Source organism: Streptomyces sp. NPDC051320, assembly GCF_040682175.1.
GTDB lineage: Bacteria > Actinomycetota > Actinomycetes > Streptomycetales > Streptomycetaceae > Streptomyces.
Genome location: NZ_JBFBAL010000007.1, coordinates 372,299 through 398,562 on the forward strand (window position 1 = coordinate 372,299; position 26,264 = coordinate 398,562).

Genomic DNA, 26,264 nt, shown 5'->3' on the forward strand with positions numbered 1-26,264 from the left:
CACCCGGGCGTACGCGCCTGAGTCTGTGACCTGCCGAAGCGGGCCCGTCCCTCCCGGACGGGCCCGCTTTCGTTTTCGTCGGCGGCTGCCCGCGCATGTGGTGCCCCCGGCGAGGGAATCGCTGGGGGCATGACAAACGACTCTCCCGGCCGGTCCGCAGGGTCCACCGGCTCCGACGAGGACCGCCTCGCCGAACTCGGCTACACCCAGGTCCTCGCCCGCCGGATGTCCGCCTTCGCCAACTACGCCGTCTCCTTCACCATCATCTCGGTGCTCTCCGGCTGCCTGACGCTGTATCTGTACGGCATGAACACCGGAGGCCCCGCCCTCATCACCTGGGGCTGGGTGGGCGTCGGCCTGATGACCCTCTTCGTGGGCCTGGCCATGGCCGAGATCTGCTCGGCCTACCCCACGTCGGCCGGCCTCTACTTCTGGGCCCACCGCCTCGCGCCACCGCGGTCGGCCGCGGCCTGGGCCTGGTTCACGGGTTGGTTCAACGTGCTCGGTCAGGTCGCGGTCACCGCCGGCATCGACTTCGGTGCCGCGTCCTTCCTCGGCGCGTACCTGAATCTCCAGTTCGGCTTCCACGTCACCCCCGGCCGTACGATCCTGCTCTTCGCGGCGATCCTGGTCCTGCACGGCCTGCTGAACACCTTCGGCGTCCGGATCGTCGCGATCCTCAACAGCGTCAGTGTCTGGTGGCACGTGCTCGGCGTCGTGCTCATCGTCGGCGCGCTCACCTTCGCCCCGGACCACCACCAGTCGGCGTCCTTCGTCTTCACCCACTTCGTCAACAACACCGGCTTCGGCAGCGGCTTCTACGTGGTCCTCATCGGGCTGCTGATGGCGCAGTACACCTTCACCGGCTAGGACGCGTCCGCGCACATGACCGAGGAGACCCACGACGCCTCCACGGCGGGCCCCAAGGGCATCGTCCAGTCCATCTGGACCTCGTGGATCGCCGGTTTCGTCCTTCTCCTCGGTTTCACCTACGCCATCCAGTCCTACGACAAGCAGCTGGCGTCCCCGACCGGTGCGCCGCCCGCCCAGATCCTGCTCGACGGGGTCGGCGCGACCGGCGGCAAACTGCTGCTGCTCGTCGTCATCGGCGCACAACTCTTCTGCGGCATGGCGTCGGTGACCGCCAACTCCCGCATGATCTACGCCTTCTCACGGGACGGAGCGCTGCCGTTCTCGCACATCTGGCACAGCGTGAGTGCCCGTACCCGTACGCCGGTCGCGGCGGTCTGGCTCGCGGCGCTGGGCGCGCTGGTACTGGGACTGCCGTACCTGATCAACGTCACGGCCTATGCGGCGGTGACCTCCATCGCGGTCATCGGCCTGTACATCGCCTACGTCATTCCCACCCTGCTGCGGCTGTGGCGCGGCGACGACTTCCGGCGGGGCCCGTGGCACCTGGGCAAGTGGTCGCGGCCGATCGGCATCGTGGCGGTGGTGTGGGTGGTGGTGATCACGGTCCTCTTCATGCTCCCGCAGGTCTCCCCGGTGACCTGGGAGACTTTCAACTACGCGCCGGTGGCCGTGCTGGTCGTCCTGGGTTCCGCCGCGGCCTGGTGGTTCGCCTCGGCCCGCCACTGGTTCCTGAACCCGCACCACGCCCGTACCCTCGCCCGCGAAGCCGCCCGCAAGGGCGCCCCGGAGCCGGTGGACCCCTAGCCGACGCCGTTTTCCCTGCCTCCGCCGACCTCCGTCCGCGCTCCGCCGGACTCGCCCCACGACCAGCCGTACCACCGGTGACGGGCCCGAGAACCGATACCCGATCGGCTGCCCGGTCCGCTCCCGCTATGCTCGTGGGGTGCGCAAGCACGGACCGTTAGCTCAATTGGCAGAGCAGTGGACTTTTAATCCATTGGTTGTGGGTTCGAGTCCCACACGGTCTACCGGAAACAGGCGGTGGATTAGCCCCCTGACCTGGTGTCCAGCGCCTTAGCGCCTCAGTCCGCGTCGCCGACTGGGGCGCTTCGTCGGTTCCGGGCCCGTGACCGCTCCGTCGGTTGGCCATGAGTCGGCCATGAGTGGACCAAGGATTCGCCGTTAGGCAAAGCGTTCGACATCAATGAACCAACGCTCTTGTTCTGTGCATGCCCTCCCGGATGGGATCACGGCAGCCGCTTCGCGCGACTCCGCTCCACACAAGGAGAATTCATGCGCACAACACGCCCCCGGTCCCGCACCGGGGCCGCGACGGCCGGGGCCACCGCCCTCGTGGCCGCCGCGGTGATAGCGACCCCGCTGGGCAGCAGCGTCACCGTCGCATCCGCTCAGGCCGCACCGGGGACCAAGGCGGTCCCGGCCGTCGCAGGTCATCAGCTGGTCAGTGGGGTGAGCAGTCCGCTGCCCTCCGAGCAGTGTCAGGCGAAGTGGAAGATCGCCTGTTATACCCCGATCCAGTACCGCCAGGCGTACAACCTCAACCCGCTGTACCGGTCCGGCATCACGGGCAAGGGCCGCACGATCGTGATCGTCGACTCGTTCGGCTCGCCGACCGTGCAGCACGATCTGGACGTCTACAGCAAGCAGTTCGGGCTGAAGAGCACCAAGGTGCGGGTCGAGAAGTGGGGACACGTGCCCAAGTTCGACCCGAAGAACTCCGACATGACCGGCTGGGCCGGCGAGACGACGCTCGACGTGGAGATGGCGCACGCCGTCGCGCCCGACGCCAAGATCGTGCTGGTCGAGACCGCGGTCGCCGAGACCGAGGGCGTCACCGGTCTGCCGGAGATGATGTCCGCCGAGAAGTCCCTCATCGACCACGGAGTCGGTGATGTGATCACGCAGAGCTTCGGCGCCACGGAGAACACCTTCCCGGGCTTCGACAAGGGCGACTTCTCCAGCATCGGCAAGCTGCGTTACGCGTTCAAGGACGCAGCCCGGCACGGGGTGACCGTCCTGGCCTCCTCCGGTGACGGTGGTGCCACCGACAACACCGCCGACGGCAACGGTTACTACACGAAGCGCGTCAACTCCTGGCCCTCCTCCGACCCGTTGGTGACGTCGATCGGCGGCACCCAGCTGCATCTGGACGACAAGGGCAACCGCACCGCGCCGGAGAGCGTGTACAACGACTACGGCGCCGGTGGCGGCGGCCAGTCGCACGTCTTCCGCCGTCCCGCGTTCCAGAACGGCGAGAAGAAGGTCGTCGGCAGTCGCCGCGGCACCCCGGACATCTCCATGGCCGCCGCTGTCAACGGCGGGGCGTGGGTGTACTCCAGTTACGACCCGACCGCTGTCGGCTGGGACGTCTCCGGCGGCACGAGCGAGGCGAGCCCGCTGTTCTCCGGCATCGTCGCCCTCGCCGACCAGGCCGCCGGTCACCGGGTGGGTGACATCAACAAGGCGCTGTACACCCTGGTCCACCACCGCTCGTCCGGCATCGTGGACGTCAACGACGGGACGGACAACAGCTACCAGGGGGTGACCGGCTACCCCGCCGTCAACGGCTACGACATGGCCACCGGCGTCGGCACCGTGGACGCGGCCCGGTTCGTGCCGGCGCTCGCCCGTGCGAGCCGCCACGGCTGACCACCGTACTCACCGGATGTTGGTCCGTGGCGACCGGCCGCATGCCGTAGGGTTGGCTTCACCGACGCGGGGTGGAGCAGCTCGGTAGCTCGCTGGGCTCATAACCCAGAGGTCGCAGGTTCAAATCCTGTCCCCGCTACTTGTGAACGAAGGCCCGGCACATCATGTGCCGGGCCTTCGAGCGTTCCCGGCCGCTGTCCGGTGCTGTTGGCGCCGGGCCTACTGGTGGCGGGACGGGCGGGTGCGGGGCAGCCTGACCGCGACGATCACCAGCCAGAGCAGGCCGCCGAAACGGGCGATCGGCAGGAGGTACTGGAACCCGTCGACCACGAGGGTCAGTTCGCAGACCAGGCCGACCGCGGCGAGTACCAGTCCTGGCCAGGCCAGCGCCCGTGGAAGCAGGCCGGCCAGCAGGCCGGTGACCGAGATGCCCGCCATGAGCAGGGCGAAGGTCGTGGCGTACGCGGGACCGCCGGCCAGGAACGAGAGGTCGGCCAGGGCCCTGGCCAGGGCGGGGCCCCCGTCGGAGGACAGCCGGCCGCCGGCCCAGCCGAACATGCCGCTCAGCGCGAGCGCACTCGAGGCCAGTACCCCGCCGACCAGGGTGATCGCGGAGCCGGGAGCGGTGATCCCCAGGGCGCGGAGCCGCCGGTAGAGGATCGCGGCGGTCAGTGCCAGGGGCACCGAGGAAGCGAAGAGCAGCAGTGATCCCGCCTTCGCGGTCGTGCGATGGGCCGAGGCATAGCGCAGCACCTCGGCACCGGTCGCGTCCAGGTGCGGGGTGGACCGGTTGACGATCACGTAGGCGATGGTCAGGACGGCGAAGGCCAGCACGGGGGCCAGCAGGGGTGGACCTCCTTGCGGGCGACGGCTCGGGGCCTCTGCTCGCCGGGGCGCGGGGTCGGCGGATGCGGTGGTCACGGTTGCCTCCTCGATATTCGTCACCTTACCAGAATGATTACAGTCCCGAACGATTGTCAAGCTGATATCATTTCTCCATGGAACTGGATGAGGAAGCACCGGGCGCGCGGCCCCCTCAGGGGGTCGCCTTCTTGCTGGCTCAGCTGGGGGCGCACGCGGCGGACCGGTTCGCCGAGCGCATCGCGGAACTGGATCTCACCCCCGCCCAGGCGGGACTCCTGCGCCTGCTGGCGGGGATGTCGGGGCGCAGCCAGCGCGAACTGGCAGACGTGCTGGGCATGCCGCCCAGCCGGTTCGTGGCGTTCGCCGATGAACTCGAGGCGCGCGGGCTCATCGAACGCAGGCGCAATGCCGCCGACCGGCGGCAGTACGCGCTCTTCCTGGCCGACGAGGGTGTCGCGCTGCTGTCCCGGCTGCGGGAGGCCGGCGCCGCGCACGAGCAGCAGATCTGTGCGGGGCTCTCTGTGGACGAGCACCGGCAACTGGGCATGCTGCTCGGCAGGCTGGCCGAGCAGCAGGGACTCTCCCCCGGGGTGCACCCCGGATTCGGGAAGGTGCGCGCGGGCGGCGGCCGCTCGGGAACGGCCGGCCGGTCCGGACGTTAATGGTGAGGAGCATCGCTGCGGATGCCGTAGGGTTGGGTTCACCGACGCGGGGTGGAGCAGCTCGGTAGCTCGCTGGGCTCATAACCCAGAGGTCGCAGGTTCAAATCCTGTCCCCGCTACTTGTGAACGAAGGCCCGGCACATCATGTGCCGGGCCTTCGAGCGTTACTCCGGCGGGTGGCGCCGGCACGTATCAGGGGGCTGACGTGTTCGTTCTGCGGGTCACGCTGACCGTACTGCTGCTGCTGGAGGTCGTGCCGTCGGCCCTGGTCGGCCTGACGCGGGCGCGGGTGGGGCTCGAGCGGCTCGACGAGCTGACCCGGCTCGGGGTGCTGCAGGGGCGGCGGCTCCGGGTCGTTTCGCTGCTCGCCGTGGTACATACGCTGGCCACTGCTGCCCTGCTGTTCGGCCTCCATTGGCCGCCGGCGGGCGTCGCAGGTGCGGCGGCGGAGGCCGTGGTGTTCGGGTGGGTGCTGACGCGGCAGTGGGCGGCGGGCGACCGGGGGCGGGTTCTGGGGGCCTACACGCTGTTCCTGGGTATGGCGCTGGCTGTGCTGGCGGTGGATCTGCTGGCGTGGGCCTTCTGAAACGGGCCGGTGCCCAGCCGTTCCCCCGGTTGGCCGACGTCGGATCGCCGGTCGGCGTGGTTGCGGACAGCCTGGGTGGGGCGCGGTACTGTCCGCAGCCGGGTATGGACCGGGCAGGAGACCACTGGTGGGGCAGCGAGCACAGCGCGGCACGGCACGCCGGTTCCTCCTGGCGCTGCCGCCGGTGCTGCTGGTCGGTGGGATCGCATTCGACCTGGCGACTCCGGACCCCTTCACCCCGGTGCCGTTCTTCTCTGCGGCACCGCTGATCGCCGCTCCGTTCTTCTCGCTCCGAGCCACGCTGCTGACCGGGGTGGCTGCCGTCGTGGCCATGGCGGGACTCCACGCCTACAACGGCAGCAGCGCCCATGCCAGTGCTGTCACCGAGCTACTCACGGTGATCACTGTGGCGGCGCTCGCGCTGATCATCAACCGGGTGGTGCGCCGTAGCGGTGAGCAGCTCGCGTCGGCCCGGGTCATCGCCGAGACCGCGCAGCGCGCGGTGCTGCCGGTGCCCCTCGAGCGGATCGGTGGACTGCACGTCGCGGCGCGGTACGAGGCGGCACAGGCCGGCACCTTCATCGGCGGGGACCTCTTCGCGGTGCAGGACACGCCGTACGGGGTCCGGCTCATCGTGGGTGATGTGCGGGGCAAGGGGCTCGGCGCGGTGGAGGCCGTGGCGGTGGTGATCGGAGCCTTCCGGGAGGCCGCCGAGCAGGAGAGAAGCCTGGAAGGGGTGGCCCAGCGTCTGGAGCGTGCGCTGACCAGGGAGGGCACCCGGCGGGAGGGCCTCGACGCCATCGAGGGCTTCACCACCGCCGCGCTCGCCGAAGTGCCACGCGGCGGCCGGGACCGGATCCGGGTGGTGAACCGCGGTCATCCCGAGCCCCTCCTGCTGTACGCCGACGGGGGGCTCGACGCGGTCACGCCGACCGATGCCGCGCTGCCGCTGGGGATGGCGGATGTGGCCTCCTGGCCGGATCGTGCCGACGAGTTGCCGTTTCCGCCGGGGGCCACGCTGCTGCTCTACACCGACGGGCTGTCCGAGGCGCGGAACGCGGCAGGGGTCTTCTACGATCCGAAGGAACGGCTGCGCGGCCGGATCTTCCCGGGGCCCGACGAGCTGCTCACGGCGCTGTCCGACGATGTGCGGCGGCATACCGGGGGGCACTCGACGGACGACATGGCGTTGCTCGCGGTGGCCCGTCCGACGGACGATCAGCCCCCGCGGCGCAGGACGGTGGAGATCGTACGGGGAATCCGTCGCGATGAGTGACCGGACGCACCGCTCTGCATAACATTTGATGAACGGTCAAGCAATGAGGGTTTCCTGAGCGCGCGTCAACTCGCCCGACTCCGCCCCCTTGTGCCCCGATTGGTCCAGGCCAAAATCGTTAATGATCAGTTGGAACGGCTTGGCTCCGGGGCGTGGGTCTATTAACGTTCGATAACGCAGCGCGGTTGTCCCAGTCGTCGCAAGAGGCGACACCGTGCGCACGCGCCGAATCCCGCAAGGGAACCGGGGAACCACTTATTGGGGTGAATCGGGCAGCTCCGCAAGGAACGGCCCGTAGGAGACCTTCCTGCTCCGAACCCGTCAGCTAACCCGGTAGGCGGTAAGGAAGGAAAGGAGTGCGCCTCCGTGGCGTCCAACAACCCTGCCCCCGAAACGCTTTACTTCCCGAACGACGAATCTCTCGGTTTCGGCGGTGAGGACGGCGGCACGTTCGACGAGTGGAACCCCACCGAGGAGTCCCTTCGTCCGCTGCGCGGCAAGCACCGGGTGGCCAAGCAGCGCGGCGGCATCGCGCGCAGCTCCACGGTCCTCGGCGTCGGCGTGATCGCTGCCGTCGGCGCGGGCGGCATGGCCAGCGCGCAGGCGAAGCCGCCCGTCTCGATCTCCCTCCCCGACCTTCCGCAGTCCGTCAAGGACAAGCTGCCGGACGCCGAGTCGCTGCCGGGCGTGGGAACGCTGATATCGGACATCGACGGCCACTCCTCGTCCGGTGACGCAACCGAAGCGGGCGCCGCCCATGCCGCGATCGGCACCGCATCGACCGGTGCCGTCGGCAGCGACTCGAACGCCGGCGAAGCGCTGCGGAGCCGCATCCTGCTCCAGGCCGAGCAGCAGCAGAGCGCGGTCGACGACCAGGCCGCGGTGGCGGCGGAGAAGGCAGCGGCCGCCAAGGCCGCCGCTGAGGCGGCGAAGCAGCAGGAGGCGGCAGCCGCCAAGGAGAAGGCTGCCAAGCAGAAGGCCGAGGCGGAGGCCAAGGCCAAGGCGGAGAGGGAACGACTCGCCAAAGTGGCCGCGAGCTACTCGCTCCCGGTCGCCTCCTACACCCTCACCTCGCACTTCGGTGACAGCGGCTCGATGTGGTCCTCCGGCTACCACACCGGCCTCGACTTCGCCGCTCCGACCGGTACCCCGATCAAGGCCGTGCACAGCGGTACGGTCAAGTCGGCCGGCTGGTCGGGGTCGTACGGCTATCGCACGGTCATCACCCTCGACGACGGCACGGAACTCTGGTTCTGTCACCAGTCGTCGATCGCCGTGAGCGCCGGCCAGAAGGTCACCACCGGGCAGGTCATCGGCAATGTCGGCGCCACCGGCAATGTCACCGGGCCGCATCTGCACCTCGAGGTCCGCCCCGGTGGCGGCGACCCGATCGACCCGCTGACCTGGCTGGCGAGCAGGGGCATCAACGCCTGACGGCTCCCGCGACCCCGGCGCCGTGCACGGAATAGTGCGGGACGGTGCCGGGGTTGTCCGCCCTATGACTTCTCTTTGCAGGCTCGGCACGTCCGACCTCCATGTCTTCCCGCTCGCCCTCGGCGGCAACGTCTTCGGCTGGAGCGCCGACGAGGCGCAGTCCTTCGCGGTGCTCGACGCGTACACCGCGGCCGGCGGCAACTTCGTCGATACGGCCGACTCGTACTCCGCGTGGGTGGCGGGCAACCAGGGTGGCGAGTCCGAGACCGTCATCGGCAACTGGCTGACCGCCCGCGGAAACCGCTCCGAGGTGGTGGTCGCCACCAAGGTCGGCGCACATCCCGCGCACAAGGGGCTCTCGGCCGGGACCATCAAGGCCGCCGCCGAGGAGTCGCTGCGCAGGCTGCGCACCGACCACATCGATCTCTACTACACGCACTTCGACGACCCGTCCGTCCCGGTCGAGGAAATCATCACCGCGCTCGACCAGCTGGTGAAGGACGGCAAGGTGCGTGCCATCGCCGCGTCCAACATCGGCCCCGAGCGCCTCGAGGCGTCTCTCGCCTTCTCCGCGGCCGAGGGGCTGGCCCGGTACGTAGCGCTTCAGCCGCACTACAACCTGGTCTCCCGCGACACCTACGAGGGCGGGCTGCAGGACACCGTCGCCCGGCACGGTCTGGCCGCAGTGCCGTACTACGCGCTGGCCTCCGGCTTCCTCACCGGCAAGTACCGCCCCGGCGCGGAGGTGGACAGCGTGCGTGCCGCGGGTGCGGCCAAACATCTGGAGAGCGAGCGGGGGCGGAAGGTGCTCGCCGCGCTCGACGAGGTGGCAGCGGCACATGAGGCCGAGCCGGCGACCGTCGCACTGGCTTGGCTGGCCGCCCGGCCGACCGTCGCCGCGCCGATCGCATCCGCCCGTACGCCCGAGCAGCTGCCCGCACTGACGGCGGTCGCCGAACTCCGGCTCACCGAGGCGGAGCTCGCCACCCTGACAGCGGCTTCGGCGTAACCGCGCTACTGCCGGTACGGGTTGTAGCCGCCGTAGTGGAGATACGGCGGCGGCACCCGTACCCGGCCGGTGGCCTGCGCCGCGTAGAGCAGTGCGGGCCCGGCTATGTCCTTGCGCTGCCACAGATGGTGCAGCAACTCCTGCTCGCGCGCCACGAAGTCCGGGCCCACCGAGCCGCGGCGGGCCCGGTGCCGCAGAAAGGCCAGCGTGGTCGCGAAGGCCTCGTACTCGTGGACCGCCCGGGACGCGGCTCTGGCGCCTGCCTTCGCCCCCGTCCTCCGGCCGGCTCTCCCACCCGGCTGCGGGTAGGCGTACGGAACGGTGTGGCTGCGTGCCGCGAAGTCGCGGGCCATCGACCGGGCCTTCATCGAGGAGAGCGCGGCCGGTTCGGCCGATGCCAGCCAGCCCGCTGCCGCGTATGCGGGCAGTTCGGTCGATATGGTGCGCAGTTCGCGCTGCCGGGTCCAGACGGCCAGCCAGGTGACCAGGCCGAAGGCCGGCACCATGAAGGCGCCGTAGACCACCAGGAAGCCGAACGTGCCGAAGACCGACGAGCTGTTCCACAGGGCGTGCATGCCCATCGCGCAGCTGAGCCCGAGAAGCGGCAGCGCGATCCGGCGCACCCGGTGGTGCGGCGCGCTCGACGCGGAGATGCCGAAGCCGATGCCGGTCATGACGGTGAATAGCGGGTGGGCGAACGGCGCCAGGACGATCCGGACGAAGAAGGTCGCCGCGGTCACCGACGACAGGCCCGAGAACCCCATCGACTTGTCCTCGCCGAAGGCGCTGCCCAGATAGAGGATGTTCTCGGTGAAGGCGAAACCGGTCGCGGTGAAGCCGGCGAAGACGACCCCGTCGACGATTCCGGTGAAGTGCCGTTTGCGGAACAGGAATATCAGCAGCAGCGCCGCCCCTTTGGCGCTCTCCTCGACGATCGGTGCTATCACCGTCGCCCCGATGGTGTTGGCGCTCGCCGGGTCCGCTGTGGCGGTCGCGACCCAGCGGGTCGCGAAGGAGTTGGCGATGATGGCGACGAGGGCCGCGGCGCAGGCTCCCCAGGCGAAGGTGAAGAGCAGATTGCGCCAGGGCCCGGGATCGACCCGGTCGAGCCAGCGGAACGCCGTCATCAGCAGGGGTACCGGCAGCACGGCGAGCCCGAGCCCGACCAAAAACCCTTCGGTGCCGGTCTGTTCACGGACCAGCGCGAGGATCACCAGACCGCAGAGCGCGAGCAGCACGATCACTGCCGCGGCGCGCAGTGCCTTGCTGCGCCAGAAGTCACGGCGCGGGGTGTACCGCCAGTGCGCGCGGGGCGGTACGGCGTCGAAGCGCGGCTGCTCCTCGTACGCCGGGACCATGGGGTGGGGCGCCCCGGGCGGCAAGCTCGACTCGTACACCTGATTGACCCTAACGAGCCGCACTGACATCTGCGACGCCGTATCGCCTTTCCGTCGCAGGGGTGCGCCCGGGCTTCAGCGGCGGAGGAACAACAGGTCGTGCACGGCGTGGCCCTTCTCGAGCCCTTGGCCCTCGAAACGCGTCACCGGCCGGAACGCCGGCCTCGGCGCATAGCCGCCGTCCGCAGCGGTGTTGCGGAACTGCGGGTGCGCGGCCAGCACGTCGAGCATCTGCCCGGCGTACGGCTCCCAGTCCGTCGCGCAGTGCAGTACGGCGCCGGGTGCCAGCCGGGTCGCGGCCAGGTCGAGGAACTCGGGCTGGATGAGCCGCCGTTTGTGGTGGCGGCTCTTGGGCCACGGATCGGGAAAGTACACCCGGAGCCCGGCGAGCGAGTCCGGTGTCAGCATTGCGCGGAGCAGAATGATCGCGTCACCGTTGGCCACCCGGATGTTGGACAGACCGTTCTGCTCCGCGAGACGGAGCAGGTTGCCCTGGCCGGGCGTGTGCACGTCGACGGCGAGGATGCCGGTGTCCGGGTCCGCCTCGGCCATCCGGGCGGTCGCCTCACCCATGCCGAAGCCGATCTCCAGGACGACCGGGAGCCCGCCGAACATCTCGTCGAGGTCCAGCACCCGCAACCCGTCGATGTCCAGGCCCCACTGCGGCCACAGACGCTCCAGGGCGTCGCCCTGACCGGTCGTGACCCGGCTGCGGCGGGGCTGGAAGCTGCGGATGCGGCGTTCGTGGTGGGAGCCCGCGGGGTCGGCGGCGGGACCGCCGGGGAAGCGCGGCTCACCCTTGGCGCGGCGCGGCGCGGGGGACCCGGCGGTGGGGACGCCCGGGCCGGGGGCGTCTGTGGGGGCGACGTCTGCGGGGGCGACGTCAGGGCCGGGATTCAGGAGATCGGACACAATGCCGTCAATTCTACGGCCGCCGCCGCGCCGCGCTCCCGTCGCCGCCGCGCCGCGGTGCCCGCCGCGCTCAGGTTCGGACCACCACCGAGGCCAGCGCCCGGCGGGCGATCTCCCGGCCGATCGGCAGGGCGGCGGTCGCAGCGGGCGACGGGGCGTTCAGCACGTGGACGGTGCGGGGCGCCTCCCGGATCAGGAAGTCGTCGACCAGCGTGCCGTCCCTGAGCACCGCCTGCGCCCGCACGCCCGCGGGTGCGCGGCGCAGGTCGGACACGTCGACGGCGGGCAGCAGCCGCCGTACCGCGGCTGCGAAGGCCGGCTTGGACAGCGAACGGTGCAGCTCGCCCGCGCCGTACCGCCAGTGGCGCCGGGCTATCCGCCAGGAGCCCGGCCAGGCGAGCGTGCTGCCCAGGTCGCCGGGGCGCACCACACCCCAGCCGTACCCCTCGCGGGCCAGCGCGGGCACCGCGTTCGGACCGACGTGTACACCGCCTTCGATGCCGCGGGTCAAGTGGACGCCGAGGAAGGGGAACGCCGGGTCGGGAACCGGGTAGACCAGCCCACGCACCAGTTCCGGGCGCGCCAGCGTGTAGTACTCCCCCCGGAACGGCACGATCCGCATCCCCGGCTGGTCACCCGCCAGGCGGGCGATCCGGTCGCAGTGCAGCCCCGCGCAGTTCACCAGCGAGCGGGCCCGCAGTACCGAACCGTCCGCGGTGGCGACCGCGACCCCTTCCGCACGGCGGGAGATCCGCACCACCTCGGCGCCGCAGCGGATCTCGGCGCCCGAGGCCGCCGCGAGCCGCTCGGCCACCGCGCCGTAGTCGACGATCCCGGTGGTGGCGACCTGGATCGCGGCCAGGCCCCGGACCTCCGGTTCGTACTCGGTGATCTGGGCGGGACCCAGCTCCCGCACCGGAATGCCGTTCTCCCGGCCGCGCTGGGCGAGGGCGTGCAGGCGCGGCAGCTCTTCCCGGCCGGTGGCCACGATCAGCTTGCCGGTGATCCGGTGCGCGATGCCCTCCGCCCGGCAGAACTCGGTCATCTCGGCCGCGCCGCGCACGGCGAAGCGCGCCTTGAGCGATCCGGGCCGGTAGTAGATTCCGCTGTGGATCACTCCGCTGTTGCGGCCGGTCTGGTGGCGGGCGGTGCCGTGCTCCTTCTCCAGCACCACCACCTGAAGGCCGGGCGCCGCACGGGCCAGCGCATACGCCGTCGACAGACCGACGATGCCGCCGCCGATGATCAGTACGTCGCAGTCGAAACCGCGGTCCATGACTGCGCCGCCACGGATCGAGCCCTTGCCGGATGACATCGCACCTCCTCCCACCCCGATAGTGCACTGGCCCACTGACAACGCGCTCAAACCAGCGCCGTACGACGAGCCTGCTCCACGCCCGCCTGCTCCGGACGAGCCTGCTACACCGGAGCGACGAGCAGCGGACGGGCCCGCTCGCGCAGTTCCATCACCCTCGGTTCGTCACCGTACGGCTCCAGGCGGTGCAGCAGATCCCTGACGTATTCGGTGGTCCGGGCCGAGGAGATGCGCCCGGCGACCTCCACCGCCCGGGTGCCCGCGGCGCAGGCCGCGTCGAGGTTTCCCGACTCCAGCTCGGCCACCGCGCTCACCACCAGGCGCAGCCCGTGTGAGCGGACGAACTCCTCCGTCGGCTTCGACAGTGCCTGTTCGGTGAAGCGTCGCACCTGACGCGGGGCCTTCAGGTCGTGGTAGCACTCCGCCGCATCGGCGGCGAACCGGTCGTAGGTGTAAAAACCCAGCCAGGACGGGTCCGCGTCACCGTCGCGGGAGCGTTCCAGCCAGCCCTCGGCTGCCTTCAGTGCCGCGCCGGCCGCCGACGAGTCACCGGCGCGTGCGTGCGCCCGTGCTTCGACCAACCGGAAGAAACTCATGGTGCGGGCCGTCGCGAGGCCCCGGTTACGCTCCACGGCTGCCTGTGCGAGGTCCACCCCTTCGTCGCCGAAGCCCCGGTAGACGGCCTGCAGCGACATCGAAGCCAGGACATATCCGCCCAGAGGGACGTCGGCCGCCGCGCGGGCGAGCCGCAGTGCCTGGATGTAGTACCGCTGCGCGGCCTCCTGCTGGCCGGTGTCGAAGGCCATCCAGCCGGCCAGTCTGGTGAGTTGGGCGGTCGCTCCGAAGAGCGCCCGGCCGACCTCGTCGGAGTACGAACCGAGCAGCAGCGGGGCCGCGTCGACGCGTAAGCACTCCGGCACCATCGAGGAACGCCAGTCACCGCCGCCGTACTTGGAGTCCCAGCGTCTCGCGTCCTCGGCCGCCTCCCGCAGCTTCGCCACATCACTGTGGCCGACCCGCAGCGCGGCAGGGTCCACCACTTCGTCCGCGCCCCTGGCGACCGAGGAATCCGCGGGTGTTATCAGCCATCGCGAGGCAGGCGTCGCATATGCCGTGACGGCGAACGATCCGGCAAGTGACTGCCAGATGCCGCCGCTCCCGGCGCGTCGGCCGGCCAGGTCGAGTCGGTACAGATCGGTCGCCGACACCACCGCCGCATGCACGCTGCGCGGGAACGCGAGACCGACCTCGGGGGCCGGATCCGCGTCCGCGAGACCTATCTCGTGCAGCGGTACCGGCCGGCCCAGTTTGGCGCCTATCGCCGCGGCGATCAGATGGGGCGCGGCGCCCTGGGGCACCATGCCCTTGGAGACCCACCTGGCCACGGAGGTCTTGTCGTAGCGAAGAGTCAGACCCCGCTGGGCGCCCAGGTCGTTGACCCGGCGCGCCAGCCCGGCGTTGCTGATTCCCGCGAGGGCGAGAACGGTGCCGAGTTTGTCGTTCGGCCCGCGTAGCTCCCTGGACATGCGCCACCCCTCGACACACAGACGGCCGCCACGTCGCGGCAACCCCTCTGATCTGAGAAGCCGTGCATGGCATTCGTAAACCCAGCGTAGTTCGCCGCATCCCTACCGTTAAGGGGTGATGTTCCGGATGGCGGGAATGTTGCCCGCCCGGAGCGGTTTCAACCGCGTGCCGTGCTCCTCGCGTGTGGCCGTGCGCCCGGCCGTGCGCTCTGGTCCGGGGTCGCCGGGAGCGCTTCCATGACCAGTGCGTGGGTCGGCCCGCTGTACTGGATCCAGCGGGCTGGGGGATACCGCCGCCCCAATCCCCGCGGGCGGCGAGCCGGTCCGGGGGGCGGACAACGCCTCCCGGACCGCAGCCCGTATGCCCGCGGCGTCCCGTTCGGGGCACGGGTGCCCCTTCGCCAGAATGGCCGGATAGCGACCCTTCTCGGGCACAGTCGACTGGCCTTTGCCGGGGGCGCATTCACATTTCGGTGCGCGCTTCCGTACTCCCTCCGCTACGCCGTTGTCATGGCAGCATGGACTCGAACGCCCTTGGCGTTCTTATCTGTCCACAGCCTGTGGAGGCGGCGATGCGGTGGTTGGTGGGGTGGAGCAGTGTCGCCGCGACCTTCGGTAAGGCCGGTTCCGTGGGTGCCACGGACGAGGGTCGCACCGTCCATCCCGTCGGCTCGCAACTGCTCTGGGGTGACCCCGATCCGCTCTGGGCGGTCGGGGACTGGCGGCCCGACGAGGTCCGCGTGATCACCGTCGATCCCTTCACCCGCCTTGCCGTACTGGGGTGTTGCGCGGCCACCGACGACCAGCTCAGAGTCGGCCTGTTCGCCGCCCGCGGAGGTGCGCTGCGCCACCTCACCGCATGGCCGGGCAGTTACACGGTCGTCGTGCAGTCCGGGCGCCGGGTCACCGTCATCGGTGATCTGGCGGGCGCCAGACCCGTCTTCCACACCCCCTGGGCGAACGGCACCGCCTACGCCACCGCCGCCCTCCCGCTCGCCGACCTGATCGAAGCCCAGCTGGACATCGGCCACCTGGCGGCGCTGCTCGCCTGCCCCGACGTGCCGGAGGCGCTGCGCGACTCCACTCCGTACGCGGGAGTGCGGCGCATTCCGCCCGGCCACGCCCTCATCCTGCGCGAGGGCTCCCGGGAGATCACCGGATACGAACCGGTGGCCTCGCTGGCGGTGGCCGCCGCGCAGGTCGAGGCCGACCGGGCGGTCGACGGTGTACGGGACGCGCTGGTCGAAGCCGTACGGGCCAGGCTCACCGCCCCGCGCCACGCCCCCGAGACCCGGGCGCCCGACCCGGGCCCGGTCCCCGGCATGGGACCCGCCGAGCGGCGGGCCGCCCGGGGCGCGCCGGCCCCCGGTATCGGCGCCGACCTGTCGGGCGGCAGCGCGTCGGCGACCCTCGCCCTGCTCGCGGCGGGACTGCCCGGTGTGCCCGGCACCCTGCTGGGCCACGGCACCGGCGCAGGGGAGCGGTTGCTCGCCGTCACCTTCAACGACCTGGCGGCGCGCGGTCAGGAACCCGAACTGGAGCGGGCCGGCGCCATCGCGGCCAACCCGCGGCTGCACCATGTGGTGGTCGCCGCCGGTGAAGAGGCCCTGCCCTACGCCGATCTGGAGAGCGGCCCGCTGACGGACGAGCCGAGCTCCTCGCTCATCACCGCCGAACGCCACCGCAGGCGGCTGGCCGCAGGCAGCGCCGACCACTTCGTGGGCGACGGCGCACGCCAGGTGCTGGACGCGCATCCGGCCCGGCTGGCCGACCTGTTGATGGACCGGCGCAGGCGCCACCTGGTGCGCCCGGTCACCGCACTGGCCAAGGCGGACAGCTCCGTCCTCGTCCCGTTCACCGTGTACCGGGCGGCGCGCAGACTGGCCCGTACACCCTACCGCTCGGGTATCGAGGCCGCCGCCGACCGGCTCCGCGACCGTGACTTCTTCCTGACCGCCGAAGGCTCCACGCTGGACGCCTCGCTGGCCGCGCTGACCTGGTCGCGGCCGGGGCCCGCGGCGCGTTGGCTGACCGGGGAGGCGCTCGCCGAAGTGTCGGTTCGTCTCCAGGAGTCGGCCCTCCGCCCTACCTCGGTGCAACGCCCCGGCGAGGCCCGGGCCCGCGCCGCACTGGCCCGTCGCGCCGCTGACCACCGGGTCTTCGAGCAGGCGGCGGAGGTCCGCAGCCAGCGGCTGCACGCCCCGTTCCTCGACAACCAGGTGGTACGGGCGGCCCGGGTGCTCCCCGAGTCGCTGCGGGTTCAGCCGGGGGCGCGGGCGGCCATCCTGCGTACGGTGCTGGCCGGTGCGGGCATCCGCGATCTGCCGCCCGGTTGGGGCGCACCCTCCCTTCCCACCGCGACAGCCGCCTTCCATCAAGGTCTGCGGGCATCCATCGACACCTTGGTCGCCCTCTTCGACGCCCCGCTGCTGGCCGATGCGGGCCTGGTCGAGGCCCGGGTGGTCCGCAAGGCGCTGCGCGCGGCCGCGGAGGGGGAACGGGTGCCGCTGGACGGCCTCGCGGACCTGATCTCCACCGAGCTGTGGCTGCGGCGGCTGCTGTCGCGTCGCGGTACCTGCTGGACGGGATCGGCCGCACCGAAGCAGCGGGCCGTGGCGGGCGGGGTCGTGCCCCGGCGCAGCCTGTAGGAGCCGCACCGGCGCAGCGTGAGGAGCCGCACCGGAGCCGAACCGGTGGCAGCGTGAGGAGCCGCACCGGAGCCGAACCGGTGGCAGCGTGAGGAGCCGCACCGGCGCCCCGACTGCTCAGCTACAGCTGATCTGCGACTGCGCCCAGTCGGCGAGCGCCACCGATCCGAGAGGGCCGCCCCGTTCGACCACCAGACGGATGCTGCCGCGGCCCGCGACCCCGACGGTGACCGGCACCGCGGGGTCCCCGCCGTGCAGCACGTCCGAGCGCCACAGCCGGGTCCCGTCGCCGTACACCGAGAAACGGGCCGAGCCGAGCCCCAGCGACAGATCGTCGATGCCGGCGAATGCCTGATAAGCGGAGCACCGGCGGTTCAGTTCGATGGTCACGCTGGACGGGGTGTGCACCGTGATCCCGTGGTCATAGGCCGTGCGGTCCACCCGCAGGTTCCCGCGCTGCCACACCCAGCTGCTGCCGCCGAGGTCGATCTCCGGCGCGGTGTGATCGCCCAGCAGGGAGTACGGGAGGCGGTTCACCCGGTACACGGTCGGCGCCGGGGGAGGCGGTTTCGGGGACGGCTTCGGTGGTACGGGCTCGGTGCTGGGGGGCGGCTTCGGCGGCGCCGGCTTCGGCGCCGGTTCGGGTGCCCGCTTCGGCGGCGTCGGTCCGGCGGTCGGTTTCGGCGCGGGGGCACGGGGCGGTGCGGGCACAGGAGGGGGCGGCGGTGGCTTCGGTCGCGGTGACGGCGGGGTGGTCGTGGGTGCGGGCGGGCTGACCGGCTGTGCGGCCGGCGGGGCCGCCTCGGGCTTCGCTCGGGGCGGCGCGTCACTGCCCGCGAGGGCGAACGCCAGTCCGGCGGCGGCCGCCACCACCACTCCTGCGGCGATTCCTGCCTTCACGGGCGCGCCCAGTCCCTCGGACGCGGCGGCTCCGCCGCCCGCGGAACCCCCGCCGGTGGCGGATGCGGCCCCCGCGCCCGCTGCCCCCGCCACGCCGCCCGCCGCGATACCGGCAGCCTTGAGCGCGGAGCCGCCGGCGAACCAGCCGATGACGGCGACCGGAACCAGCGCCGGGATTCCGGCGTTGACGTCCTTCAGTTCGCCCGCCGCCAGCCGGCACTTGGCGCACTCCTCGAGATGCTTCCGCAGCCCCCGCTCGGCCCGCATCCGCAGCCCGCCGCGGGCGTACGCGCCGAGCCGGTCGGCGTACCGCGCACAGTCGCCGCTCCCGGTGAGTGCCTGGTTCACATGCGCCTGGAGGTACGCCTGCTTGAGGCCCTCGCGGGCACGGCCGGCCAGCACAGCGGTCGCGTTGGCGGTGAGGCCGAACAGCGGCGCGACCTCACTCGGTGACTCCTTCTCGACAGTGGTGTGCCAGAGCACCGCCTGCCAGCGCTCGGGCAGCGAACGGAACGCCTCCATGGCGAGCGACTGCTCGGCGATCTGCATCGCCCGCACATCGGCTCCCAGGTCCAGGGTGTCCTGGTCGGACACCTCGGACGAGGACGACCTGGCGGCCTGGTCGGCGAAGAGTGCGAAATCCTCGACCAGTTGCTCCCGCTTGGCGGTCTTCGTCCAGGTGGCGGCGACGTGCCGAACCGTGGTCAGCAGATAGGCCCGCACGGCCTGCTTGGGCCCGGCCCCACCCCGTACCGCCTGGAGGGTGCGCGCGAAGACTTCGGCGGTCAGGTCGTCGGCGGTGTCCGCGTCACGGCAGCAGCTGCGGGCATAGCGGCGCACGGCGGCGGCGTGCCGGCGGAACAACTCCGCATAGGCGCTGTCCGTTCGGGCCGTGTCCGGGTGGGCGCCGTCCGCGCCGTCCCGCATCTGCTGGATCAACTCCGCGTCGGACGGCGGCAGGTCGAGCGAACGGGGCGGCGGCAGGACGCTGTCCGGTGCGTCGCCCTCCCGCTGTCGCTGCTGCGGCACGCTGCTGGACCGCTCGCCGCCCGTCGGACCGCCCGTCGGACCGTCATCCGTCGGACCATCGCCCGTCGGGCCATCCGTGGGGCCACCCTCAGCCGACAGCTTGCCGAGACTTTCGAGCGACTCGTCCCGCCCCTCAACGCTCATCGCGGCAAGCCCCCGTGTACACCTTCGGACCAGAACACCGGCCAAGCGTGGCACAGCGGGGAGCACAACAGGGCAGCCCTCGTGCGGCAACCACTCATCCGGGCGGTTTTCCCGGCCCGGAGCGCCGACCCGCGCCCGTAGGGGGCAGAATCAGCCAGTTGCCGGGATCATCGTGCGGACCGACCAGGACTCACGCGGTCCGCGATCGCAGCCCCTCCAGCAGAATGTCCAGCAGTCGCGAGGACGCGGCCACCTGCTGGGTCGCCTCGGGCAGCGTCGGCGCCGCGGTGGCTATCACCAGCAGCACATCGCCCACCGTGACACCCGCGCGGAGCGCCCCCGCGCCTCGCGCACGGTCCACCAACTGGCCCACGACCTCTACCAGTTCGGCGGAACCCGGGGCGTCCTCCTCGGAGAGGCCGGACAGCTCGGGCACTCCTGCCCCGGACCCCCGACTCCCGCCGGCCGACGAGGCGCCGTCGGTGTCGCCGCCGTCCCCGTCGTCGGAGGACCGGGACCCGGACCGTTGTTGCGGCACCCGGCCACCGTCCCGGACGGGGAGCACCGTGACGCAGTCCTCGGAGTCCGGGACGCTCACCCGCAGGACCTGGGGCGGCAGCAGCCGCCCCGCGCCCGAGGCCACCGAGGACCGCAGGAAGCGCGACAGCGCGGACCACGGTTCGTCCTCCTGTCCCAGCGCCGTACGCGCCTGGTCGGTCAGCCGGGAGGTCTCCTCCTCGGCTATCCGCCGCACCAGTACTTCCTTGCTCGGGAAGCGCCGGTACACCGTGCCGACCCCGACCCTCGCCCGACGGGCGACATCCTCCATAGGAGCGCCGTACCCCAGCTCGCCGAACACCTCGCGGGCCGCCCGCAGTACATGCTCCAGATTGCGCTGTGCGTCCACCCGGAGAGGCGCGGAGTGCGTGATCGTGCCCGCGCCCGCCCGTCCGTTTCCGTCCGCTGCCGCGGCGGTCTGCCAATGAGCATCCTGAATGTGCATAGCTGATCCCCCGGTAATGATGTCTCCCCCCGGAGACTCCCCGCCTGGTCGCCGGGGGCCCAGTCCCGGCGACCCCGACAAACTACGAACATAGTTGAGCCGGAGTCGATTCAGAAGAGGGTGGTTCCGCACGGAGCGCCCCCCGATCGGAGCATGGGCCGGAACGCTCCCCATTCCGCCCGGTCGGCCCCTACCTGCCCCACCCTCTGACCTGCGGGCACTCGATACGTACGGGGTCGGCGCGGCCCCCACGGCAACCGCGATATCCGGTCACACAATTTGCCGAGCCTGTGGACAAAGCCGAGCGGCCGTAGCCTCATGGGACAGTGACTGATCCCATCCCGCCGGGGACACCCCCCGGACCCCAGACCGGTCCGCGCATTCTCGTTGTCGGCGGCGGCTACGTCGGCCTGTACACAGCGCTGCGTCTCCAGCGGAAGCTGAGAAGCGACGAGGCGGAGATCGTAGTTGTCACCCCTGACCCCTATATGACGTATCAGCCGTTCCTGCCGGAAGCCGCCGCCGGATCCATTTCGCCCCGCCATGTCGTCGTCCCGCTCCGCCGGGTCCTGGACAAGTGCCGGATCGTCATCGGTGAAGCCATCGCGATCGATCATGCCGGGCGCACCGCGACCGTCACCACTCTCGCCGGCCCCGAGGACGGCACCGGCGCGGCGGAGATCCATTACGACGAGCTCGTCATCGCGCCGGGCTCCGTCGCGCGTACGCTCCCGATCCCCGGTCTCGCCGAGCACGGCATCGGCTTCAAGAGCATCGAAGAGGCCATCGGCCTGCGCAACCATGTGATCGAGCAGATGGACATCGCCTCCTCGACCCGCGACCCCGCCGTCCGGGACGCCGCGCTCACCTTCGTGTTCGTGGGCGGGGGCTATGCGGGAGTGGAGGCCATCGCCGAGCTGGAGGACATGGCCCGTTATGCCTCTCGCTACTACCACAATGTCGAACCCGACGACATGAACTGGATCCTGGTGGAGGCGGCCGACCGCATCCTGCCGGAAGTCGGCGACGAGATGGGGAAGTACGCCCTTCGGGAGCTGCGGAACCGCAACATCGACGTCCGGCTGAACACGCGCCTGGACAACTGCGAGCACCGGGTCGCGGTCCTCAGCGACGGCTCCCGCTTCCCCAACAGGACCCTCGTCTGGACCGCAGGTGTCAAACCCCACCCGGTCCTCGCCGCCACCGACCTCCCGCTCACCGAACGCGGCCGCCTGCGCTGTACGGCGATGCTCACCGTCGAGGGCGCCGCACACGCCTGGGCGGCCGGCGACGCGGCGGCCGTCCCCGACCTCACCGCGGACCGACCCGGCACGGAGACCGCCCCCAACGCACAGCACGCGGTACGCCAGGCCAAGGTCCTCGCCGAAAACCTCATCGCCTCGCTGCACGGCCGGCCACTCAGGAACTACGAGCACAAATACGTCGGTTCTGTCGCCTCGCTCGGCCTCCACAAGGGCGTCGCCCATGTCTACGGCCGGAAGCTGAAGGGCTACCCTGCCTGGTTCATGCACCGCGCGTATCACCTCAGCCGGGTCCCCACCTTCAACCGCAAGGCCAAGGTGCTCGCCGAGTGGACACTTGCCGGGCTCTTCAAACGGGAGATCGTTTCACTCGGCTCGCTGGAGCATCCGCGCGCCGAGTTCGAATGGGCCGCGGGCGGCGAGCGCCGCAAGCGGGACTGACGCCTGTCAGTGCCGTGGGTCACACTGGACGTGTGACCATAGGGGGACCGGACCAGCACAGAACCACCCGGATCCCGGCCGTGCAGCGCCGGGGCGGGCTGCCCGGTATCGATGGACGAAATGACGAACGAGGCTTGAAAAGCAGTGAACTTCACGCGCTGGAGCCCCCGGTTCCCCGGAACACAGCGCCGCGCCGCCGCGCGGCCCGATCACAGTTCCGTGCCAGCAGCCCGCGGTGAGTACGCACCCCGCCCCGACCAGGAAGCCGAAACGGACCCCGACCGCCTTTCGGCGCTCGACGAACTGTCCGTCCGGGAGGTGCTCGGTCATCTGCCCGCCCTCGTCGCCCTGGTGTACGGGCCCGAGCACCGCATCGCCTATCTCAACGATGCGTACACCGACGCCTTCGGCCCCCGCCCCGCCGGGGCCGCAGCGGCAGAAGCGATGCCCGAGCTCGACGAGCTCGGCCTGCTCCCGCTGATGGACCAGGTACTGCGCAGCGGCACCCCTCGCACGGTCAAGTCCCGCCGGGTGCGGACCCAACCCGGGGAGCGTTCGTACACGGTCACCTGCACCCCCATCAAGAACCTCCAGGAGGAGGGCGGCGTGCTGGTCTTCGCCGCCGACGTCAGCGACCACGCGGAGGCCGCCGAGCGGCTGCGGGCCAGTGAACGCCGACTGCGCGAAACCGCGGTCACCCTGCAGCGCTCCCTGCTGCCCCAGGAGCTGGAGCAGCCGGACGATCTGCGGATCGCCGCCACCTACCAGCCGGGCGGCACCGACGCCGCGGTCGGCGGCGACTGGTACGACGTGATCACCCTCGGCGCCGGGCGCACGGCCCTGGTCATCGGTGATGTGATGGGCCGCGGTGTCCGGGCGGCCGCCGTCATGGGCCAGCTCCGCACCGCCGTCCGGGCCTACGCCCGCCTCGACCTCCCGCCGCACGAGGTGCTGCAGCTCCTCGACGGCCTCGCTTCCGAGATCGACGCCAGCCAGATCGCCACCTGCGTCTACGCCGTGCACGACCCCAACGAGGGCCGCCTGGTCTACGCATCGGCCGGCCACCTGCCGATGCTGGTCAGGGACGAGGACGGTTCGATCCGCCGAGCGCCCGACCCGACGGGCCCGCCGCTCGGGACCGGCGGCTGGCAGCACACATCGGAATCGATCGCACTGCCGCCGGGATCGGCGGCCGTGCTCTACACCGATGGCCTGGTGGAGCGCCGGGGCGAGGACATCGACGAGGGGGTCGCCGCCCTGGAGCGCGCGCTGGCCGGCGCGACCGGAAGCCCGCAGGTGGTCTGCGACCGCCTCATCCGCGCGTTGGGCGTCACCGCAGACCACGACGACGACGTCGCCGTACTGGTGGTCCACCACCCGTCCCGTACGGGCCATACCGCGGAGCTCTTCCACAACGCGGCGCTCGAACTGCTCGGCGGGGTGGAAGCAGCCTCCCGGGCGCGGGCCTTCGCCTCCGGCGTCCTGACGTCCTGGCGGTTCCCCGTCGAGCTGCACGACCTGGGCGTGCTGGCGGCCAGCGAACTGGTCGCGAACTCCCTGCAGCACGGCGTCCCGCCGATGCGGCTGAGGCTGCGCCGCACCGACCGCCGTCTGATCATCGAAGTGACGGACGGCGACGACCATCTGCCGCGCCGCCGCCGCGCCGACCCGGTGGACGAGGCGGGCCGGGGCATCTCGATCATCGCGACCATCGCCTCGTCCTGGGGCTCGCGCCGCACACCCGGCGGTGGCAAGGCGGTCTGGTGCGAATTCGCCCTGCCGTAGCCGGCGCCGGGGAGCGGCCTTGCGCGAGTGCCCTGACGAGTGGCCTTACTGAGGGGCCGCCGCGGGCTCCGGGATGTGCGTCGCCACGATCCGCGAACCGTGGGCGAGCGCCGGCCGGTCCTGTACGGGCGTGAGACGTCGGCCCAGCCGCAGCGCCAGCAGGGTGATGCCGAGGGAGAAGACCACGAAGGTGCCGATGTACAGCGCGTGCTGCGAGGCGCCCATCGGCCCGCCCACTGCCGGACCGATGGCCAGCGCGAGCTGCTTGACCAGTGCGAACGCCGAGTTGTACTGGCCGACCATGGACTCCGGGGCCAGGTCGGCGACCAGCGGAGCGACGGTCGGCGACAGCATCGACTCGCCCAGGCCGAAGAGCCCGTAGGTGGAGACGAATGCCGCGGTGGCCATGGCCTGGCTGCCGTGACCGAGTCCCGCATAGCCCGCGATGATCCAGGCCAGGGCCCAGATCAGGCCGACGGCCGCGATCACCTGGGACCGCCGACGCCGCTCCACGACCTTCAGCACCACGAACTGCGCCGCGACGATCACCGCGGTGTTGGCGGCCAGCGCGATGCCCAGCGTGGCGGGCTGAATGCCGGCTGCCTCGGTCCCGTAGGCGGCGAGGCCGGACTCGAACTGTCCGTAACAGGCGAAGAAGACCACGAAGCCCAGCACACAGAGCTGCACCATGGCGCGGTGTCGCAGCAACGCCCGCAACCCGCCGCCCTTCGCCTGCGGCGCGAACTCCACACCGGGGGTACGGGGCAGCCGCACGGAGGCGGCGATCCCGGCCAGCACCAGGAACATCGCGGACTCGATGCCGAACAGCAGAGTGAAGCTGCCGGGCCGGTCGGCGTCGACGATCTGGCCGCCGACCAGCCCGCCGATGCCGAGCGCGAGGTTCTGCAGGAAGAACTGCAGGGCGAAGGCCCGGGTGCGGGTCGAGGGGCTGGAGCACCAGACGATCATCGTGGCCAGCGCGGGCTGCATCACGGCTGTACCGGCCCCGAGCAGGGCGGCGGACAGCACCACGGTGCTGACGCCGGCCGACAGCCCCATGCTCATCGCACCGATGGCGGACAGCACGGCGGCACCCACCAGGACCGGTAGCGGCCCGCGCCGGTCGATGGCGCGGCCGGTGAAGGGCAGCACGACCAGCGCCGCCACGGCAAAGATGGCGAGCACGGCACCCGCCGTGCTCGAGCCGAGGTCCCGCACCTGGGACACATAGATGTACAGATACGGCACCGTGAAGCCGATGCCGAACGCGCTCAGCGCGGTGCCTGCCTGAATCCGGCGCATCGCGGCACCCATCGCCTTGGTCACCACTCACCTGTCTCTCGTTCGTCTCTGGGAACTTGTCTCTGGTTGAAATCCGTTCAGTTCGAAGCTACGTAGCTTGAACGTGAAGACTTCGATACTAAACTTTGAACCTCAACAGTACACAACGAAGGACTTCGACGCCAACGACTTACGTGGGATACTCGCCGGCATGCCAGAGACCCCCCGCGCCCAGGAGCCGACGCTCGACGAGCAGATCGCCGCCTATCAGCGCGAATTCCGCGATCTTGACCCTCAGGTCGAGAAGGTCGTCTCGGCCCTGGACCGCCTCAACCGCCGCATGAACGTCGCGTACGGGCGGCAGGTCGTGGCCCTGGGCATCAGCAAAACGGAGTGGGAGGTACTGAAGACCCTGGTCCTCGCCGGCTCCCCCTACCGAATGGGCCCCGGCGAGCTGGCCAAGCGCCTTGGCCTCACGCCGGCCGCGATGACCCACCGCATCGACCGGATGGCCGGCGAAGGCTTCGTCACCCGGGACCGGGACGAGAACAACCGGGTACGAGTGATCGTCGAGCTCACGGACGAGGGTCGCGCGAAGTGGCTCGAGGCCATGAGGATGGCGACGACCTTCGAGGCAGACCTGCTCCAGGACCTGTCGACCGAGGATCGTGCGGCACTCGGGGAGATGCTGGACGTACTGCTCCGCCGGGTGGAAGACGCCCAGCCGGACGCCGGCGGCCGACTCACCGACCTGGAATGAGGCGGGCTGCTCCGCGGTGTCCGCCGCCCCGGACGCCGGAACTCGGTTGACAGCAGCCATCGGGGCGGGTTGACGCCCATCCAGTGGGTCTGTAAAGTTCTTCGAGTTGTCACGGAGCCGGAACGGTTCTGCGACAGCCGATCCGCCGCGAATGCGGCAAACAAACTCAGCACGATCTCCCACCGGGGAGAATTCAGGCCTGCCTGAATTCGAACTCGGCGACTCGATTATGAGTCACGCGGGAAATCCGCTAGGGTTTGAGACGTCGGAACGGCCCAACGGGCCGGGAGGACAGCCCGATCTGACTGGGAGTCAGCGCCGAAAGGTTCTGATAGAGTCGGAATCGCCGGAAAGAGAAACGCGAAAGCGCGGAACTGGAAAGCGGACCCCGTCGGCCGGGAATCGGACACGAAAGAGTCTGATAGAGTCGGAAACGCAAGACCGAAGGGAAGCCCGGAGGAAAACCCCAGAGAATGTTCTGCGGGTG

At 70.9% G+C, this 26,264-nt stretch carries 18 protein-coding genes, 3 tRNA genes, 1 pseudogene and 1 riboswitch; of the genes and pseudogenes, 14 read left to right on the top strand and 8 right to left on the bottom strand.

Annotated elements, in window-relative coordinates; genetic code table 11:
* Window positions 1–129 precede the first annotated feature (129 nt).
* The 4 genes and pseudogenes from AB0M87_RS18560 to AB0M87_RS18575 all read left to right on the top strand — a co-directional run bounded on the left by AB0M87_RS18560 (window position 130) and on the right by AB0M87_RS18575 (window position 3,682).
* Window positions 130–1,677 (top strand): annotated as a pseudogene (locus tag AB0M87_RS18560) (amino acid permease).
* Between the two features lie 151 nt (window positions 1,678–1,828).
* A tRNA-Lys gene (locus AB0M87_RS18565) sits at window positions 1,829–1,901 on the top strand.
* Between the two features lie 265 nt (window positions 1,902–2,166).
* The gene (locus tag AB0M87_RS18570; RefSeq protein WP_365854080.1) at window positions 2,167–3,543 is read left to right on the top strand and encodes a S53 family peptidase; all 1,377 of its coding nucleotides are present in this window, start codon (window positions 2,167–2,169) and stop codon (window positions 3,541–3,543) included.
* 65 nt (window positions 3,544–3,608) lie between these two features.
* Window positions 3,609–3,682, top strand: a tRNA-Met gene (locus AB0M87_RS18575).
* 80 nt (window positions 3,683–3,762) lie between these two features.
* Here AB0M87_RS18575 and AB0M87_RS18580 read toward each other — a convergent pair.
* Window positions 3,763–4,464, bottom strand: a complete 702-nt coding sequence (locus AB0M87_RS18580; protein WP_365854082.1) for a DUF4386 domain-containing protein — start codon at window positions 4,462–4,464, stop codon at window positions 3,763–3,765.
* 77 nt (window positions 4,465–4,541) lie between these two features.
* On the opposite strand from AB0M87_RS18580, the gene AB0M87_RS18585 reads away from it, so the two are divergent.
* The 6 genes from AB0M87_RS18585 to AB0M87_RS18610 all read left to right on the top strand — a co-directional run bounded on the left by AB0M87_RS18585 (window position 4,542) and on the right by AB0M87_RS18610 (window position 9,374).
* Window positions 4,542–5,069, top strand: coding sequence for a MarR family winged helix-turn-helix transcriptional regulator (locus AB0M87_RS18585; protein WP_365854084.1), 528 nt, complete (start codon window positions 4,542–4,544; stop codon window positions 5,067–5,069).
* 45 nt (window positions 5,070–5,114) lie between these two features.
* Window positions 5,115–5,188, top strand: a tRNA-Met gene (locus tag AB0M87_RS18590).
* Window positions 5,189–5,274: 86 nt separating this feature from the next.
* Complete coding sequence (locus AB0M87_RS18595; protein ID WP_365854086.1) at window positions 5,275–5,655, top strand: hypothetical protein; 381 nt, start codon at window positions 5,275–5,277, stop codon at window positions 5,653–5,655.
* Window positions 5,656–5,779: 124 nt separating this feature from the next.
* Window positions 5,780–6,931 (top strand): PP2C family protein-serine/threonine phosphatase, encoded by a 1,152-nt coding sequence (locus tag AB0M87_RS18600; protein WP_365854152.1) that lies wholly within the window; start codon window positions 5,780–5,782, stop codon window positions 6,929–6,931.
* A gap of 213 nt (window positions 6,932–7,144) precedes the next feature.
* A riboswitch (cyclic di-AMP (ydaO/yuaA leader) is annotated at window positions 7,145–7,286 on the top strand.
* Between the two features lie 11 nt (window positions 7,287–7,297).
* Window positions 7,298–8,365 carry a M23 family metallopeptidase gene (locus AB0M87_RS18605; RefSeq protein ID WP_365854088.1) on the top strand — a complete coding sequence of 356 codons (1,068 nt, stop codon included), beginning with the start codon at window positions 7,298–7,300 and terminating at the stop codon, window positions 8,363–8,365.
* Window positions 8,366–8,429: 64 nt separating this feature from the next.
* The gene (locus AB0M87_RS18610) at window positions 8,430–9,374 is read left to right on the top strand and encodes an aldo/keto reductase (RefSeq protein WP_365854090.1); all 945 of its coding nucleotides are present in this window, start codon (window positions 8,430–8,432) and stop codon (window positions 9,372–9,374) included.
* A 5-nt stretch (window positions 9,375–9,379) separates the two neighbouring features.
* Here AB0M87_RS18610 and AB0M87_RS18615 read toward each other — a convergent pair whose 3' ends face one another.
* The 4 genes from AB0M87_RS18615 to AB0M87_RS18630 all read right to left on the bottom strand — a co-directional run bounded on the left by AB0M87_RS18615 (window position 9,380) and on the right by AB0M87_RS18630 (window position 14,524).
* Window positions 9,380–10,732, bottom strand: coding sequence for a PrsW family intramembrane metalloprotease (locus AB0M87_RS18615; protein ID WP_365854154.1), 1,353 nt, complete (start codon window positions 10,730–10,732; stop codon window positions 9,380–9,382).
* A gap of 114 nt (window positions 10,733–10,846) precedes the next feature.
* Window positions 10,847–11,683 (bottom strand): tRNA (guanosine(46)-N7)-methyltransferase TrmB, encoded by an 837-nt coding sequence (gene trmB / locus AB0M87_RS18620; protein WP_365854092.1) that lies wholly within the window; start codon window positions 11,681–11,683, stop codon window positions 10,847–10,849.
* A 70-nt stretch (window positions 11,684–11,753) separates the two neighbouring features.
* Window positions 11,754–12,998, bottom strand: a complete 1,245-nt coding sequence (gene lhgO, locus AB0M87_RS18625; protein ID WP_365854094.1) for an L-2-hydroxyglutarate oxidase — start codon at window positions 12,996–12,998, stop codon at window positions 11,754–11,756.
* Between the two features lie 104 nt (window positions 12,999–13,102).
* Complete coding sequence (locus tag AB0M87_RS18630; protein ID WP_365854096.1) at window positions 13,103–14,524, bottom strand: MFS transporter; 1,422 nt, start codon at window positions 14,522–14,524, stop codon at window positions 13,103–13,105.
* A 572-nt stretch (window positions 14,525–15,096) separates the two neighbouring features.
* On the opposite strand from AB0M87_RS18630, the gene AB0M87_RS18635 reads away from it, so the two are divergent.
* Entirely contained in the window at window positions 15,097–17,172 is a 2,076-nt protein-coding gene (locus tag AB0M87_RS18635) for an asparagine synthase-related protein (protein ID WP_365854098.1), read from the top strand.
* Window positions 17,173–17,289: 117 nt separating this feature from the next.
* Here the strand turns inward: AB0M87_RS18635 and AB0M87_RS18640 are convergent, their stop codons facing one another.
* Window positions 17,290–19,245, bottom strand: coding sequence for a sigma-70 family RNA polymerase sigma factor (locus tag AB0M87_RS18640; RefSeq protein WP_365854100.1), 1,956 nt, complete (start codon window positions 19,243–19,245; stop codon window positions 17,290–17,292).
* A 190-nt stretch (window positions 19,246–19,435) separates the two neighbouring features.
* Window positions 19,436–20,248, bottom strand: coding sequence for a helix-turn-helix domain-containing protein (locus tag AB0M87_RS18645; protein ID WP_365854102.1), 813 nt, complete (start codon window positions 20,246–20,248; stop codon window positions 19,436–19,438).
* Window positions 20,249–20,574: 326 nt separating this feature from the next.
* Here AB0M87_RS18645 and AB0M87_RS18650 point away from each other — a divergent pair, with 326 nt between their 5' ends.
* Both AB0M87_RS18650 and AB0M87_RS18655 read left to right on the top strand, forming a co-directional pair.
* Window positions 20,575–21,951 carry an NAD(P)/FAD-dependent oxidoreductase gene (locus tag AB0M87_RS18650; protein WP_365854104.1) on the top strand — a complete coding sequence of 459 codons (1,377 nt, stop codon included), beginning with the start codon at window positions 20,575–20,577 and terminating at the stop codon, window positions 21,949–21,951.
* A gap of 144 nt (window positions 21,952–22,095) precedes the next feature.
* Window positions 22,096–23,736 carry an ATP-binding SpoIIE family protein phosphatase gene (locus AB0M87_RS18655; RefSeq protein ID WP_365854106.1) on the top strand — a complete coding sequence of 547 codons (1,641 nt, stop codon included), beginning with the start codon at window positions 22,096–22,098 and terminating at the stop codon, window positions 23,734–23,736.
* Between the two features lie 45 nt (window positions 23,737–23,781).
* Here AB0M87_RS18655 and AB0M87_RS18660 read toward each other — a convergent pair whose 3' ends face one another.
* Window positions 23,782–25,050, bottom strand: coding sequence for an MFS transporter (locus AB0M87_RS18660; protein ID WP_365854156.1), 1,269 nt, complete (start codon window positions 25,048–25,050; stop codon window positions 23,782–23,784).
* A 178-nt stretch (window positions 25,051–25,228) separates the two neighbouring features.
* Here AB0M87_RS18660 and AB0M87_RS18665 point away from each other — a divergent pair, with 178 nt between their 5' ends.
* Window positions 25,229–25,777: a MarR family transcriptional regulator gene (locus AB0M87_RS18665; RefSeq protein WP_365854108.1), complete on the top strand. Its 549-nt coding sequence runs from the start codon at window positions 25,229–25,231 to the stop codon at window positions 25,775–25,777.
* Window positions 25,778–26,264 lie beyond the last annotated feature (487 nt).